Source organism: Ancylobacter rudongensis (assembly GCF_900100155.1).
GTDB classification, from domain to species: Bacteria; Pseudomonadota; Alphaproteobacteria; order Rhizobiales; family Xanthobacteraceae; genus Ancylobacter; species Ancylobacter rudongensis.
Genome location: NZ_FMTP01000005.1, coordinates 185,743 through 201,085, shown reverse-complemented (window position 1 = coordinate 201,085; position 15,343 = coordinate 185,743). Strand labels below are relative to the sequence as shown.

At 64.9% G+C, this 15,343-nt stretch carries 11 protein-coding genes; 8 read left to right on the top strand and 3 right to left on the bottom strand.

Annotation, left to right across the window (positions count from 1 at the left end):
* Positions 1-38 precede the first annotated feature (38 nt).
* Entirely contained in the window at positions 39-482 is a 444-nt protein-coding gene (locus tag BLO63_RS14325; protein WP_091441745.1) for an NUDIX hydrolase, read from the top strand.
* A 105-nt stretch (positions 483-587) separates the two neighbouring features.
* On the opposite strand, the gene oxlT (BLO63_RS14320) is transcribed toward BLO63_RS14325, so the two are convergent.
* A complete protein-coding gene (gene oxlT / locus BLO63_RS14320; RefSeq protein ID WP_280138062.1) occupies positions 588-1,895 on the bottom strand; it encodes an oxalate/formate MFS antiporter in 1,308 nt (435 codons plus the stop codon).
* 674 nt (positions 1,896-2,569) lie between these two features.
* Positions 2,570-3,886 carry an oxalate/formate MFS antiporter gene (gene oxlT, locus BLO63_RS14315; RefSeq protein WP_091441742.1) on the bottom strand — a complete coding sequence of 439 codons (1,317 nt, stop codon included), beginning with the start codon at positions 3,884-3,886 and terminating at the stop codon, positions 2,570-2,572.
* A gap of 543 nt (positions 3,887-4,429) precedes the next feature.
* Between oxlT (BLO63_RS14315) and BLO63_RS14310 the strand changes: the two genes are divergently transcribed.
* The 5 genes from BLO63_RS14310 (at position 4,430) to frc (BLO63_RS14290) (ending at position 11,065) form a co-directional block, all read left to right on the top strand.
* Complete coding sequence (locus tag BLO63_RS14310; RefSeq protein ID WP_091441740.1) at positions 4,430-5,131, top strand: GntR family transcriptional regulator; 702 nt, start codon at positions 4,430-4,432, stop codon at positions 5,129-5,131.
* Positions 5,132-5,529: 398 nt separating this feature from the next.
* Complete coding sequence (locus tag BLO63_RS14305; protein WP_091441739.1) at positions 5,530-6,255, top strand: GntR family transcriptional regulator; 726 nt, start codon at positions 5,530-5,532, stop codon at positions 6,253-6,255.
* Positions 6,256-6,298: 43 nt separating this feature from the next.
* Positions 6,299-8,038 (top strand): oxalyl-CoA decarboxylase, encoded by a 1,740-nt coding sequence (oxc, locus tag BLO63_RS14300; protein WP_091441737.1) that lies wholly within the window; start codon positions 6,299-6,301, stop codon positions 8,036-8,038.
* A 103-nt stretch (positions 8,039-8,141) separates the two neighbouring features.
* Complete coding sequence (gene frc, locus BLO63_RS14295; RefSeq protein WP_091441735.1) at positions 8,142-9,419, top strand: formyl-CoA transferase; 1,278 nt, start codon at positions 8,142-8,144, stop codon at positions 9,417-9,419.
* Positions 9,420-9,814: 395 nt separating this feature from the next.
* Positions 9,815-11,065 (top strand): formyl-CoA transferase, encoded by a 1,251-nt coding sequence (gene frc, locus BLO63_RS14290; RefSeq protein WP_091441734.1) that lies wholly within the window; start codon positions 9,815-9,817, stop codon positions 11,063-11,065.
* Positions 11,066-11,401: 336 nt separating this feature from the next.
* On the opposite strand, the gene BLO63_RS14285 is transcribed toward frc (BLO63_RS14290), so the two are convergent.
* A complete protein-coding gene (locus tag BLO63_RS14285) occupies positions 11,402-12,220 on the bottom strand; it encodes an IclR family transcriptional regulator (protein WP_091441732.1) in 819 nt (272 codons plus the stop codon).
* Positions 12,221-12,603: 383 nt separating this feature from the next.
* On the opposite strand from BLO63_RS14285, the gene gcl reads away from it, so the two are divergent.
* Together gcl and otnI are read left to right on the top strand one after the other, a co-directional pair.
* Complete coding sequence (gcl, locus tag BLO63_RS14280) at positions 12,604-14,367, top strand: glyoxylate carboligase (protein WP_091441731.1); 1,764 nt, start codon at positions 12,604-12,606, stop codon at positions 14,365-14,367.
* 184 nt (positions 14,368-14,551) lie between these two features.
* Entirely contained in the window at positions 14,552-15,337 is a 786-nt protein-coding gene (gene otnI / locus BLO63_RS14275; RefSeq protein WP_091441729.1) for a 2-oxo-tetronate isomerase, read from the top strand.
* Positions 15,338-15,343 lie beyond the last annotated feature (6 nt).

The window sequence follows — 15,343 nt, the reverse complement described above, 5'->3', positions numbered from 1 at the left end:
CGCTCCCGGCCGCGCACCCCCTCAGGAGTAGTGCCGTAATGACCTTGCCGCCTCCGGTCCGCCCTATCCCCGCCGTCCTCGCTCTGGTGGCGCGGGGGGAGGAGATGCTGCTGGTGCGCCGCGCCAATCCGCCCGATCAGGGCCTCTGGGGTTTTCCCGGCGGCCGCATCGAGCCGGGCGAGACCTATCTCGACGCGGCGCTGCGGGAGCTGAATGAAGAAACCGGCCTCCTCGCCGACACGCCGCGCCTGCTCACCGTGCTCGACTTCATTCAGCACGGCCCCGACGGCGCCCTCACCCATCATTTCGCGATGATCGCCGTGCTGTGCCGCTGGCGCGCCGGCGAGGCCGTGGCGGCCGACGACGCGCTGGAGGCGCGCTGGTTCGACCGTTTGGCGCTCGCCGCCCTCGGCCCAAGTGCCAGCCTCAAAGTGGCGTATCTCGCCGAACTCGCCCTCGCCCTGCCCGGCGAGGCCGGCTGACCGGGGCCTCGCCGGCAAACGAAAAGGGGGCCCGCAAGGGGCCCCCAGTCGAGACGGTCACAGTTCTGGCAGGACCGACCGGCGGCCGCGCAGGCCGCCGATGGATCAGGCATGCGCCGTGGCGGTGCTGGTCTTGTCCACCGCCGGCGGCATGGCCGCGGAGCGCGCGACATGGGCCTTCAGGGTGCGCGGCAGGACCGCGATCGCCAGGAACGCCGCGAACAGGTCCATGCCGGCAACCGTGTAGAGCACGGTCGACCAGGTGCCGGTCGCTTCCATCAGCAGGTTGCCAACCGGCACGAACAGCGCGCCGATGCCCTTGGCGGTGTAGAGCACGCCGTAGATCTTGCCGATGTGCTTGGTGCCGAAGGCGTCGCCGGCCAGAGCCGAGAACAGCGAGTAGACTTCACCCCAGGCGAGGAAGACCACGCCGGAGAGGATGAGGAACGCCCACGGATTGTGGCCAAAGGCGCCGAGCGCGATGATGCCTAGGCCTTCGAGAGTGAAGGCGATGACCATGGTCTTCTCACGGCCGATATTGTCGGAGATCCAGCCGAACAGCGGGCGCGAGATGCCGTTCATGACGCGGTCGAGCATCAGGGCGAGCGGAAGCGCGGCCATCACGAAGAAGTACAGGTCGACCTGGAACTCCTTCACGCCGAGATCCTGCGCGATGACGCCGAGCTGGGCCACCGCCATCATGCCGCCGGTGACGACGCAGATGAACATCAGGAACATCAGCCAGAACAGCTTGGTGCTCATGGCTTCGGTCAGGGTGTAGTCGCGACGGCTCTGGTTGAGCTTGGTCGACGCCTTGACCTCGCCTGCCTTCGGCGAGCGCAGGAACCAGGCCGCGACGAAGGCGAGGCCGCCCTGCAGCAGGCCGAAGAAGAAGAAGGTCTCCTGGAAGCCGGCGCTGTCGATCATGGCGGCGATCGGCAGGATCGTGGCGGCCGAGCCGGCGCCGTAGCCGCCCGCCGTCAGGCCGACAGCGAGGCCGCGGCGATCCGGGAACCACTTCAGCGCGTTGTTGATGCAGGTCGCGTAGATCGAGCCCACGCCGATGCCGCCGATGGCCGCGCCGAGGTAGAAGCCCATCAGGCTGGTGGCCTGCGAATTGATCACCCAGGCCGCGCCGATGAACAGGGCGCCGAAGGCGACCATCAGGCGGGGGCCAAGCTTGTCGATGAAATAGCCTTCGATCGGCGCGAGCCAGGTCTGCACCAGCACGAAGATGGTGAACGCGATCTGGATCGACGCGCGCTCCCAGCCGAAGGTCTCCTGAATTTCAGGAACGAACAGCGTCCAGGCGTACTGGATGTTCGCGGTCGCCACCATACAGACGACGCCGACAACGAGCTGAAGCCAACGGCGGCTTTCCGAATAATCCTGGCCCGGCCCGACGGCCGCCATGGTCTTGGACGTACTCAAGGGCGATCTCCTCTCCCAAATCGATAAATGCCGCGGATCGGCTTTTTATTGCGGTCGTTCCGTTGCCTGTTCGGCTCGGGCGCCGGCTTGTCGTTGGTCCCGGGGGCGCTTTCTGCGTCGCCCCCGCGACGGCCGCTTGAGCGGCATTTCGTTCCCAAAGGTTGCGCGGTATCCGCCCCTTACGCCGCGTTCCGAAACCTCGGAGGCGCCCTGACGCAGGGTATCGGAACCGACCCGCTGAGGCCGGATCATAATCGACAATATTATGTATGCCAATTGCGATTTATGACTCGCCACACGTTCGGTAAGCCAAAAGACACCGTAGAATTTCCACTTGTTGTCGCGACACCATTTAATAGATGTCACGTCGCTGTCGCGTGACGACGCTGCGTTAGTTCAAATCTCTATAGAAGATGAATAGCAGGAACGTTTGGGAATGATGACTTGCCCTTATCGCAGCGGACAGGCCTGTCGGCGCACCAAGGACACGAAAGCGCACCGCTCTCGCCCCATTCTCGTCGCCTGTTTACAATTGGAATTCTGTCAACCTACGACGCTCTCCACGCGAGCGAGCAGGTCCTGCGGCCGCCCGGACATGAAAAAAGGGCCCGTCCGAGGACGAGCCCTTGAAAAAAACCGGCAGTGGGGAGAGGCGGCTACTCGGCCGCCATCACCTTGCCCGTCCCCTTCGCCTCGGCCGCAGCCGCAGCTGCGCGGCGACCATGGGCCGAGGCCAGCGGCTTGAGCACCGCCAGCGCCATCACCGCGGCGACGATGTTCAGGGCCGCAGCCGTGATGAACACCGCGTGCCAGCTGCCCGTCAGGGTGGTGAGGATCGAGGTGAACGGCACGATCAGCGCCGCCGTGCCCTTGGCGGTGTAGAGCAGGCCGGCATTGGTGGTGGCGAACTTCGAGCCGAAGGCATCGCCGCACATGGCCGGGAACAGCGAGTAGATCTCGCCCCAGGCGAAGAACACCAGGCCAGTGAGGATGACGAACAGCACCGGATTGTGGCCGAAGACGCTGAGCGCGTAGATGCCGACGCCCTCGATGGCGAAGGCCACGAACATGGTGTTCTCACGGCCGATCTGGTCCGACACCCAGCCGAAGAACGGACGGGTAAGGCCGTTCAGCACGCGGTCGATCGCGGCGGCGAAGGTCAGCGCCGGCAGGGTGATGCCGATCAGGCTCACCGGAATGTCGGCGATGCCGAAATCCTTGGCGATCGGGCCGAGCTGGGCGGTCGCCATCAGGCCGCCGGCGGCCATCATGACGAACATCGCATACATCACCCAGAACAGCGGGGTGGAGAGCATCTCCTTCGGCGCGAAGTCGCGGACCGACTGCGACACCTTGGCGACCGCCTTGGTGGCGAAGGCAGCGATCTGCTCCTTCTTCGGCGCCGCAAGGAACAGCGCGATCAGCGTGATCACGACGCCCTGGGCAATGCCGAAATAGAAGAAGGCGGCATCGTAGCCCTGATTCTTGATCATGTTCTGGATCGGAATGACGGTCAGCGCCGAGCCGGCGCCGAAGCCGGCGGCGGTGATGCCGGCGGCCAGGCCGCGACGATCCGGGAACCACTTGAGCGAATTGCCGACGCAGGTGCCATACACCGCGCCCGCACCGACGCCGCCCAGCGCCGCACCGACATAGAGCATGGTCAGCGTGTCGGCATAGGAGTTGATGACCCAGGCCAGGCCGCAGAGCACGCCACCGAACAGCACCACGACGCGCGGGCCGTACTTGTCGACGAACCAGCCCTCGACCGGCACCAGCCAGGTCTCGGTGACGATGAAGATGGAGAACGCCACCTGGATCGCGGCGCGATCCCAGCCATGGGCTTCCTGCATCGGATTCACGAAGAAGGTCCAGCCATACTGCATGTTGGCGATCATGCACATGCAGATCACGCCGAACACGAGCTGAAGCCAGCGCTTTTTATTGACGGATGCCGTTGCGTCAGATGTCATTTTGTCCTCGAACGTTTCCCAACGTAAAGAGATTGGATAGTTTCTGTTCTTCTTGTTGAATTCCCGACTCTCATGCCCGCTCCAGCGGGTGATCGATCAGGCATTCTGCCGACCATACTCGGATTTTTTGGTAATGCAAAATTTTGCATACCACAAACATTCATATCCAGCGAAAAATGAATGACCCAACGTAACATTACGATAGGGAATACTTGCCCTCTATTACCTAACGTCAGATAGGCGACAGCCCGTGACAGGTCAGGACGCACGCACGGGCGCAGACCGCCGGCGGGCTCGGCGATCAGGGAGAGGGCGGCGGAAGGGAAAGCGGGCGCGAAGGCACGGCCGTGCTGGCTCCGGACCATCCCGCATGGACATTCTGTATGTGTTATACGATGCTCACAGTGCCGCTCCCCCAAGAGAGTCGAGAAGCATCCAGGGGAATGGCCGCGTAATGACCGGAACAAACCGGCCGCCCTGCAGGATCATTGCAGCGGACAACAACAAGAACAACATTTTCAGCAACTGACGAGGAAACCGCCCGTGGAAAGCGCCGACACCCAGACGAGACTGAACATCGCTCCACTCGCCGCCAATACCAGCCTTCGCACCCTGGCTTACGACGCCATCAAGAAGGCCATCACCGAGATGGACATGTATGGGCAGGAGAGCGAGATCCGGCTCGACGAGCGGCAGCTGTCGCACGATCTCGGCGTCAGCCGCACCCCGATTCGCGAGGCCCTCACCGTCCTCGAACAGGAAGGGTTCGTGCGCTCGGTGCCACGGCGCGGCATCTTCGTGGTGCGCAAGTCCAAGCGCGAGATCATCGACATGATCGTCGTCTGGGCGGCGCTGGAGAGCATGGCCGCCCGGCTCGCCGCCAGCCGCGCCACCGACCGCGAGCTCGCGGAGCTGCGGGAGCTGTTTCACGATTTCGAGGGTGAAGCGCCCGCCGACCACATGAACGAGTATTCCAACGCCAATATCCGTTTTCACCAGAACATCATCCGGCTCGGCGGCTGCGAGATGATCGCCGAGATGACGGAAAACCTGTTCATCCATATTCGCGGCATCCGCGCCGTCTCGGTGCGTCAGGAAAACCGCTCGGAGCGCTCGCTGCAGGAGCACCAGGGCATCATCGCGGCGCTCGTCGCCCGCGACGCCGATCTGGCCGAGCGGCTGGTGCGCGAGCACACGCTCGGCCTCGCCGCCCATGTCGAGCGGCACGGCAAGTTTCCCTCCTGAGAGGGCCTTTCCGCCGCTCTAGCCGGCGCAGAGCCGGAAGCGACGCACCATTCGGGCCCTTCGCCGCAAGGCGGCGGGCCTTTTGTTTTCAAGGTTTTGCAACAGAAGCGCCCCCGGCGGCAGCAACCCTCTGCCAGAATGGAGCGAACTTTTGACTGCGCGACGCCGCAAAGTGTTCCGGCGCCCTCGCCATGCCCGATCGTCCGTGGTATATTGCATACGCAAGTGCGTTCCACCCTCCTTACTGAAGGTCAGGTCGGGCTGAGAAAGCGCACGGCGCAGGTGAGGAAAAGGAGCCGGAGGCGCCCCCGTGACGGGGACAAGCGAATTGACATGTTGGTATTTGGTATGCCACTTTTTCGGAAATCCGCTGTGGGTTTTCCGCAGAGGACGCTTCCGTGGATAGCAAGGCAATTGTGAGCAAGCACTGGCAAAGCGGCGAGAATGGTCTGACCATTGAGCGCCTGCCGGCCAAGGAGAGCTTCAAGAGCAAGGCCTATGCCGCTCTCAAGGAAGCCATCACGCACATGAACATCTACGGCTCAAGCGAGCCGGTGCTGCTCGACGAGCGGGATATTTCCGAGCGTCTCGGCGCAAGCCGGACGCCGATCCGCGAGGCGGTCGCGATGCTGGAGCAGGAAGGCCTGCTCCGCGCCGTACCCCGGCGGGGCATTATGGTGGTTCGCCGCTCCAAGGCCGAGATCATCGAGATGATCGAGGCCTGGGCGGCGCTGGAAAGCATGGCGGCCCGCCTCGCCACGCAGCGCGCAAGCGACGAGGCGATCGCCGAGCTTAGGACGTTGTTCAAGAAGTTCGATCTGGCGCGGATTGAGCGCGATCGGTGCGACGAATATTCGAGTGCGAATATCGCGTTCCACCAGGCGCTGATCCGGCTGAGCGGCTCTTCGCTGCTCGTGGCGATGACGGAAAACCTGTTCTTCCATGTACGGGCCATCCGCCACCGCACGATCTTTGAGATGGACCGGGCGCAGCGTTCGGCATCCGACCATCTGGAGATCATTCTTGCTCTCGAGGCGCGGGACGCGGACCGCGCCGAGCGTTTGGTCAGAGACCACACGCTCCGGCTCGCTGAGCATGTCGAGAACCACGTAGACCTAGATTAGGGCGGCATGAACCCGCCGAAGGACGTTTGGGAGGGAATACGGGATGTCCGCAGTCGCACAGGTTATTGACGTGAATGCCGCCGCCGAGACCGAGCAGGAGCTCACGGACGGCTTCCACCTGGTCATCGATGCGCTCAAACTGAACGATATCGACACCATCTATGGCGTACCCGGGATTCCGATCACGGATCTGGGTCGCATGGCGCAGGCCGAAGGCATCCGCGTCATCTCGTTCCGCCATGAGCAGAACGCAGGCAACGCTGCCGCCATCGCCGGCTTTCTGACCAAGAAGCCGGGCGTGTGCCTCACCGTCTCGGCGCCGGGCTTCCTCAACGGCCTCACCGCCCTGGCGAACGCCACCACCAACTGCTTCCCCATGATCCTCATCTCCGGCTCGTCCGAGCGCGAGATCGTCGACCTCCAGCAGGGCGACTATGAGGAGATGGACCAGCTCGCCATCGCCAAGCCGCTCTGCAAGGCGGCCTTCCGCGTGCTGCACGCGGCCGATATCGGCATCGCCGTCGCCCGCGCCATCCGCGCGGCCTGCTCGGGCCGTCCGGGCGGTGTCTATCTCGACCTGCCGGCCAAGCTGTTCTCGCAGGTGATGGATGCCGATGCCGGCGCCAAGTCGCTGGTCAAGGTGATCGACGCCGCTCCGGCGCAGCTCCCCTCCCCGGCCGCCGTCACCCGCGCGCTCGACGTGCTGAAGTCGGCCAAGAAGCCGCTGATCATCCTCGGCAAGGGCGCGGCTTACGCGCAGGCCGACGAGGAGATCCGCTCCTTCATCGAAACCTCCGGCATCCCCTTCCTGCCGATGTCGATGGCCAAGGGCCTGCTGCCCGACAACCATCCGCTCTCGGCCGGCGCCGCCCGCTCGACGGTGCTGAAGGATTCGGACGTCGTCGTGCTCGTCGGCGCCCGCCTCAACTGGCTGCTGTCGCACGGCAAGGGCAAGACCTGGGGCGACGCCCCGAAGAAGTTCATCCAGATCGACATCGAGCCCAAGGAAATGGACTCGAATGTCGAGATCGCGGCGCCGCTGGTCGGCGACATCGGTTCGGTCATCGAGGCCCTCAACGAGGGCATCAAGACCGGCTGGAAGGCGCCTGCGGCCGAGTGGATCGACGCGATCAACGCCCGCAAGGAAGTCAATATCGGCAAGATGGCCCAGCGCCTGCTGAAGAACTCCACGCCGATGGATTTCCATTCGGCGCTCGGCGCTCTCAAGCAGGTCATCAAGGAGCGTCCCGACGCGATCCTGGTCAATGAGGGTGCCAACACGCTCGACCTCGCCCGCGGCGTGATCGACATGTACCAGCCGCGCAAGCGCCTGGACGTCGGCACCTGGGGCGTGATGGGCATCGGCATGGGCTTCGCCATCGGCGCGGCGGTGGAAACCGGCAAGCCGGTGCTGGCGGTCGAGGGCGACAGCGCCTTCGGCTTCTCCGGCATGGAAGTCGAGACCATCTGCCGTTACAACCTGCCGGTCTGCGTCGTTATCTTCAACAATAACGGCATCTACCGCGGCACCGACACCGACCCGACGGGTCGCGATCCCGGCACCACCGTCTTCGTCGCTGACTCGCGCTACGACAAGATGATGGAAGCCTTCGGTGGCGTCGGCTACCACGTCACCACCCCGGACGAGCTGAAGAAGGCTGTGGACGAGGCGATGGACAGCGGCAAGCCGACGCTCATCAATGCCGTTATCGACCCGGCCGCCGGCAGCGAGAGCGGCAATATCGGCAGCCTCAACCCGCAGAGCGTGGTGAAGAAGAAGTAAGTCAAACCGGGACGGGTGGGGAGCGGCAATTTCCCCACCCGTCCCATCCCTTAAGTAACAACGACACAACGGCGAAAAGCCGGGTCATCTTGAGAGGAACCCCATGGGCAAGGCACTGGACGGCGTTCGCGTCCTCGATTTCACCCATGTTCAGTCCGGCCCCACCTGCACGCAGCTTCTCGCGTGGTTCGGGGCCGATGTGATCAAGGTAGAGCGTCCTGGCGAGGGTGACGTCACCCGCGCCCAGCTGCGCGATGTCCCCAATGCGGACAGCCTCTACTTCACGATGCTGAACTCCAATAAGCGCTCCATCACGCTCGACACCAAGAACCCCGAGGGCAAGAAGGTCCTCGAGGAGCTGGTGAAGATCTGCGACGTGATGGTCGAGAATTTCGCCCCCGGCGCGCTGGACCGCATGGGCTTCAGCTGGGAGCGCATCCAGGAGCTGAACCCGCGCATCATCCTCGCCTCGGTCAAGGGCTTCGGCCCCGGCCCGTTCGAGGACTGCAAGGTCTATGAGAACGTTGCCCAGTGCACCGGCGGCTCGGCCTCCACCACCGGCTTCCGCGACGGCCTGCCGCTCGTCACCGCCGCCCAGATCGGCGATTCCGGCACCGGCCTGCACCTGGCGCTCGGCATTGTCACGGCGCTCTACCAGCGCACGCTGACCGGCCGCGGCCAGAAGGTGCTCTGCGCCATGCAGGACGCGGTGCTGAATTTCTGCCGCGTGAAGATGCGCGACCAGCAGCGCCTGGAGCGCGGCCCGCTGCGCGAATACAGCCAGTTCGGCGAGGGCCTGCCCTTCGGCGATTCGGTGCCCCGCGCCGGCAATGATTCCGGCGGCGGCCAGCCCGGGCGCATCTTGAAGTGCAAGGGTTGGGAGACCGACCCCAACGCCTATATCTATTTCATCACCCAGGCCCCGGTCTGGGGGAAGATCTGCGACGTCATTGGCGAGCCGGACTGGAAGACCGATCCGAACTACGCCACGCCGGCGGCGCGCCTGCCCCATCTCAACGAGATCTTCCACCGCGTCGAATCGTGGACCATGGCCCACACCAAGTTCGAGGCGATGGAAATCCTCAACAAGGTCGACATTCCCTGCGGCCCGGTGCTCTCGATGAAGGAGATCGCCGAGGACCAATCGCTCTACGCGACCGGAACGCTGGTGGAAATCGACCACCCCACGCGCGGCAAGTACCTGACCGTCGGCAACCCGATCAAGCTGTCGGACAACGATGTCGAGGTCGAGCGCTCGCCGCTGCTGGGCGAGCACACCGAGGAAATCCTCGCGCAGGTTCTGGGTCTTGGCGGCGACGAGATCGCCCGCATCAAGGCCTCCGGCGCGGTCGGCGAGCCGGTGCGGCTGGCGGCCGAGTGAGTTTGCCGCCTTCGGGCAGCACGAAGGGTACATGGCCGGTGTTCGCTCCGGCCATGCGTGAGGCAGGCCCCTCCCGGCGGCGGGACGAAGCCTGTCGGGGCGGAACGGACGCCGCGCGGCATGCCGCAGCGGCGATCCGCAAAGAGACGTTTCGCCGGGCCGAAGAGCGCGATCTGCGCCGGCGCCTGGCGAAGTGTGAGGCCAGGGTGGACGAAAAGAAGTCGTGAGTCGTTCCGAAGTCGATCACCCCCTGGGAGATGCAAGCCGGTGCCGTCAGAGCGCCGGGGCGCATGGGGAGAAGTACGGTTTCCATCCGCGAGGGATGGGAAATCTCAATCCGGCGGCAGGGTGAGCCTCCGTCCGGACTGTTAACGCTAAAAGGGAAGTCGACTACAATGTCTAAGCCCCTCGAAGGTATTAAGATCATCGATTTCACGCACGTTCAGGCCGGTCCGGCCTGCACGCAGCTTCTTGCCTGGTTCGGCGCCGACGTGATCAAGGTCGAGCGCCCCGGCGCGGGCGACGTCACGCGCTCGCAGCTGCGTCATGTCAAGGACGCCGACGCGCTGTACTTCACGATGCTGAACTCCAACAAGCGTTCGCTCACTCTCGACACCAAGACGGCGCAGGGCAAGGAAGTCCTGACCAAGCTGATCAAGGAGTCGGACGTGATGGTCGAGAATTTCGGCCCCGGCGCGCTCGACCGCATGGGCTTCACCTGGGAGCACATCCAGTCGCTCAACCCGGGCATGATCCTCGCCTCGGTGAAGGGCTTCTCGGAAGGCCACGCCTATGAGGACCTGAAGGTCTACGAGAACGTCGCGCAGTGCGCGGGCGGCGCCGCCTCCACCACCGGCTTCTGGGATGGCCCCCCCACCGTTTCGGCCGCCGCTCTCGGCGACAGCAACACCGGCATGCACCTGGCCATCGGCATCCTGACCGCTCTTCACCAGAAGACGAAGACCGGCAAGGGCCAGAAGGTCGCCGTGTCGATGCAGGATTCGGTGCTCAACCTCTGCCGCGTCAAGCTGCGCGACCAGCAGCGCCTCGACGCGCTCGGCTATCTCGAAGAATACCCCCAGTACCCGCATGGCGAGTTCTCGGACGTCGTTCCGCGCGGCGGCAATGCCGGCGGCGGCGGCCAGCCGGGCTGGGTGCTGAAGTGCAAGGGCTGGGAAACCGATCCCAACGCCTATATCTACTTCACCATCCAGGGCCATGCCTGGGCGCCGATCTGCAAGGCGCTGGGCAAGCCGGAGTGGATTGACGATCCGGCCTACAACACCGCCGAAGCCCGTCAGGACAAGATCTTCGACATCTTCGCCTTCATCGAGTCCTGGCTCGCCGACAAGACGAAGTTCGAGGCCATCGACATCCTGCGCAAGTTCGACATCCCCTGCGCCCCGGTGCTGTCGATGAAGGAAATCGCCAACGACCCGTCGCTGCGCAAGAGCGGCACCGTGGTCGAGGTCGATCACCCCAAGCTCGGCAAGTACCTGACCGTCGGCTCGCCGATCAAGTTCTCGGACGTCGAGGTCGAAATCACCGCCTCGCCGCTGCTCGGCCAGCACACCAACGAAGTGCTCGCCGATCTCGGCTACTCGCAGGAAGAAATCGCTGCGATGCACGACGCCAAGGCGGTCTGATCGCCTGATCGGCCCGAAGGGCGGCGCGCCTGGCGCGCCGTCCACCGGCCGGACCTATCGGCCTTTCTCTCAAAGCTGCGCGACAATGCGTGGCGGGGCGAAAGAGCCACCGAGCCTCCCGGAGCAGAACGAAGGGCTTTCCAACGTTCGGTTCCTCCTAGGCGACTAATGCCGGCGCATCCCGCGCCGGCTTTTTTTTGTCCCATGAAGGTCGCCATCCCGGAAGGACCGGCAGGTCCTATCCGGGATCGTCGAGAAATAGAGGGCTTCTGCTGCGCACGATCCCGGCTCGACGGCTGCGCCTGCGGCCGGGATGACGGCTGTTCAGAGGGAGCGCTACCGCCCGGAATACTGCGTCGTAAGCCGCCGCGCCGCCTCGCGCACGCGGGCGCCGAGATCGGCGATGCGCTCGGGCGGCATCCGCACGGTCGGGGCGGAGATCGAGATCGCCCCCACCGGCTCGCGCCATTCGTCCAGCACCGCCGCCGCCACGCAGCGCATGCCCGGCGTGTGCTCCTCGTCGTCTATGGAAAAGCCACGCTCGGCGATTTCGGCGAGGTCCGCCTGCAGGGCGCGGCGGCTGATATGGGTGTGCTCGGTGAAGCGCTGCAGCTGGTCGCCGCCCAGCCAGGCGCGCCGCGCCTCCGGGCTCATGCCGGAGAGAATGGCCTTGCCGCCGCCCGAGGCGTGGATCGGCAGGTCGCCGCCGATGCGGAAAAAGGCGCGCACCGCGGCGTGGCTCTCCACCTGCGCGACGCAGACCAGATGCGGCCCCTCGATCAGCGACAGGTTCACCGTCTCGTTCACCCCGTGCGAGAGTTCGCGCAGCAGCGAACGGGCGATCTCGGGCAGCTTGCGGATGCGCAAATAGGCCGAGCCGACGCGGAACAGGCCGATGCCGACCATCCACAGCCCGGTCGCGGCGTCGTGGCCGACCAGCCCGCGCCGCTCCAGCGTGGTCAACAGGCGGTGCACGGTGGAGGTTGGCAGCTCGGCGGCGCGCGCCACCTCGCTCAGCGTCAGCCCGTCGGACAGCGCCAGCACTTCCAGCAGCGCGATGGCGCGGTCGAGCGACTGCACCTCGCCGCCGCCCTCGGTGCCGGTGGCGGAGGAAGGGCGGCCGCGGCGGCGCACGATCGGAACGTCCTGGTTCATCCGCAGATCACCTCCGAAAATGGCGGGGCGAACGCTCCGCCCTGCCCCATCTGCCCAAGCGATCCATCTTATGTCACCGCCCGGCCGCGTCGCGTCTGCGCATAAAGGCGCATCCGCTGTTTTTTCGCAAACCAGAAATACATCCCGTATTGCGGAAATAGCTCCGCCGTGGCATGTTTTCCGCGATTTTCGGAAATTCATTCCGCAGTGCGGAAAGAATGATGCCGCTACGCAGCATGCGCCCGGTGCCCAGAACCTGGCGCCGGATGAGGCCTGCGGCAGCCGGACAAACGTTTTGAACAGGTCGGAAAGGCCGGTGCCGGGCGCCGCCAGCCCCGTGAGGGGCGAGCCCCCGCCAGCCGACGACGCGAGGAGGAACTGCCATGGCCAAGATGCGTGCCGTCGATGCCGCGATCCGGATTCTCGCAATGGAAGGCGTCACCACCGCCTTCGGCGTGCCCGGTGCCGCGATCAATCCGCTTTATTCCGCGATGCGCGCCTATGGCCAGACGCGCCACATTCTGGCGCGCCATGTCGAGGCCGCCTCGCATATGGCCGAAGGCTACACCCGCGCCAAGGCCGGCAATATCGGCGTGTGCATCGGCACGTCAGGCCCGGCCGGCACCGACATGATCACCGGCCTCTATTCGGCCTCCGCCGATTCGATCCCGATCCTGTGCATCACCGGCCAGGCCCCGCGCGCCCGGCTGTACAAGGAAGACTTCCAGGCGGTCGACATCGAATCCATCGCCAAGCCGGTCGCCAAATGGGCGGTGCTGGTGCGCGAGCCGGCGCTGGTGCCGATGGTGTTCCAGCAGGCCTTCCACGTCATGCGCTCGGGCCGTCCCGGCCCGGTGCTGATCGACCTGCCGATCGACGTGCAGCTGGCCGAGATCGAGTTCGACGAGGAGACCTATTCCCCGCTCGAAGTCTACAAGCCGAAGGCAACGCGCAAGCAGGCCGAGAAGGCCATCGCCATGCTGAACGAGGCCGAGCGCCCGCTCATCGTCTCCGGCGGCGGCATCATCAATGCGGACGCTTCCGACAAGCTGGTCGAGTTCGCCGAGCTGACCGGCGTGCCTGTGATCCCGACCCTGATGGGCTGGGGCACCATTCCCGACGATCACGACCTGATGGCCGGCATGTGCGGCCTGCAGACCTCGCACCGCTACGGCAACGCCAACATGCTGGCCTCGGACTTCGTGTTCGGCATCGGCAATCGCTGGGCGAACCGCCACACCGGCTCGGTCGAGGTCTACACCAAGGGCCGCAAGTTCATTCACGTCGACATTGAGCCGACCCAGATCGGCCGCGTCTTCGGCCCCGATCTCGGCATCGTCTCCGATGCCGGCGCCGCGCTCGACCTGTTCCTCGACGTCGCCCGCGAATACAAGGCCGCCGGCAAGCTGAAGGACCGCTCCGGCTGGGCCAAGGAATGCCTCGACCGCAAGAAGACCATGCTGCGCAAGACGCATTTCGACAATGTGCCGCTGAAGCCCCAGCGCGTTTATGAAGAGATGAACGAAGCCTTCGGCCGCGACACCCGCTACGTCTCGACCATCGGCCTCAGCCAGATCGCTGGCGCGCAGATGCTGCACGTCTACAAGCCGCGCAACTGGATCAATTGCGGCCAGGCCGGCCCGCTCGGCTGGACCCTGCCGGCGGCGCTCGGCGTGCGCGCGGCGGACCCGGACGCGGAGATCGTGGCGCTCTCGGGCGACTATGACTTCCAGTTCCTCATCGAGGAGCTGGCGGTGGGCGCCCAGCACAAGCTGCCCTACATCCATGTGGTGGTGAACAACTCCTATCTCGGGCTGATCCGTCAGGCGCAGCGCGGCTTCAACATGGACTTCGAGGTCTCGCTCGCCTTCGACAACATCAATGCCGAGGAAAATGCCGGCTACGGCGTCGACCATGTGGCGGTGGCCGAGGGCCTCGGCTGCAAGGCGGTCCGCGTCTCCTCGCCGAACGAGTTCAAGGACGCCTTCGTCAAGGCCAAGGCGCTGATGCAGGAGCATCAGGTGCCGGTTGTGATGGAGTTCATCCTGGAGCGCGTCACCAACATCGCCATGGGCACCGAGATCGACGCGGTGAACGAGTTCGAGGACGTGCTCGACCTGCCGCTCGAAAGCGCCGCCAAGGCCTGAGAGAGGTTTCGCGCTCATGCGCGAACCGATTAGCCTTTACTTTCCTCTCCCCGTTGGGGAGAGGTCGCCGCGTAGCGGCGGGTGAGGGGTAAGCCTCCGCCCTGCGGTAGCCCCCTTCACCCCACCCCTCTCCCCGCCGGGGAGAGGGAGCCAGTCCATCTTCCGAATGCCCTAGGAGCGGTCCATGCCCCGTTTTGCCGCCAATCTCACCATGCTGTTCAACGAGGTGCCCTTCCTCGATCGGTTCGAGAAGGCCGCCGCCGCCGGCTTCACCGGCGTCGAATACCTGTTCCCCTATGACTTCCCGGTTGAGGAACTGGTCGCCAAGCTGAAGGCCAACAACCTGAAGCAGGTTCTGCACAATCTGCCCGCCGGCAATTGGGGCGGCGGCGAGCGCGGCATCGCGATCCTGCCCGAGCGCGTCGACGAGTTCCGCGCCGGGGTCGACAAGGCGATCGACTACGCCACGGCGCTCGGCTGCCCGCAGGTCAACATCCTCGCCGGCATCGTGCCCGCCGGGGCCGATCGCGAAGTGCTGCACAACACCTTCGTCAACAATCTGAAGTTCGCCGCGCCGAAGATCAAGGAAGCCGGTCTCAAGCTGCTGATCGAGCCGATCAACACGCGCGACATTCCCGGCTTCTTCCTCAACTACACCAAGCAGGCCAAGGCGATCATCGAAGAGGTCGGCTCCGACAATCTCTTCATCCAGTACGACATCTACCACATGCAGATCATGGAGGGCGATCTCGCCCGCACCATCGAGGCGAACCTCGCCCAGATCGCGCATATCCAGCTTGCCGACAATCCCGGCCGCAACGAGCCTGGCACCGGCGAGATCAACTACCCCTTCCTGTTCCGCCATCTCGACGCCATCGGCTACGAGGGCTGGGTGGGCTGCGAATACAAGCCGAAGGGCGAGACCGGGGCAGGCCTCGGCTGGCTCAAGGAACTCGCTGGCGTGGCGTGAGGCCAC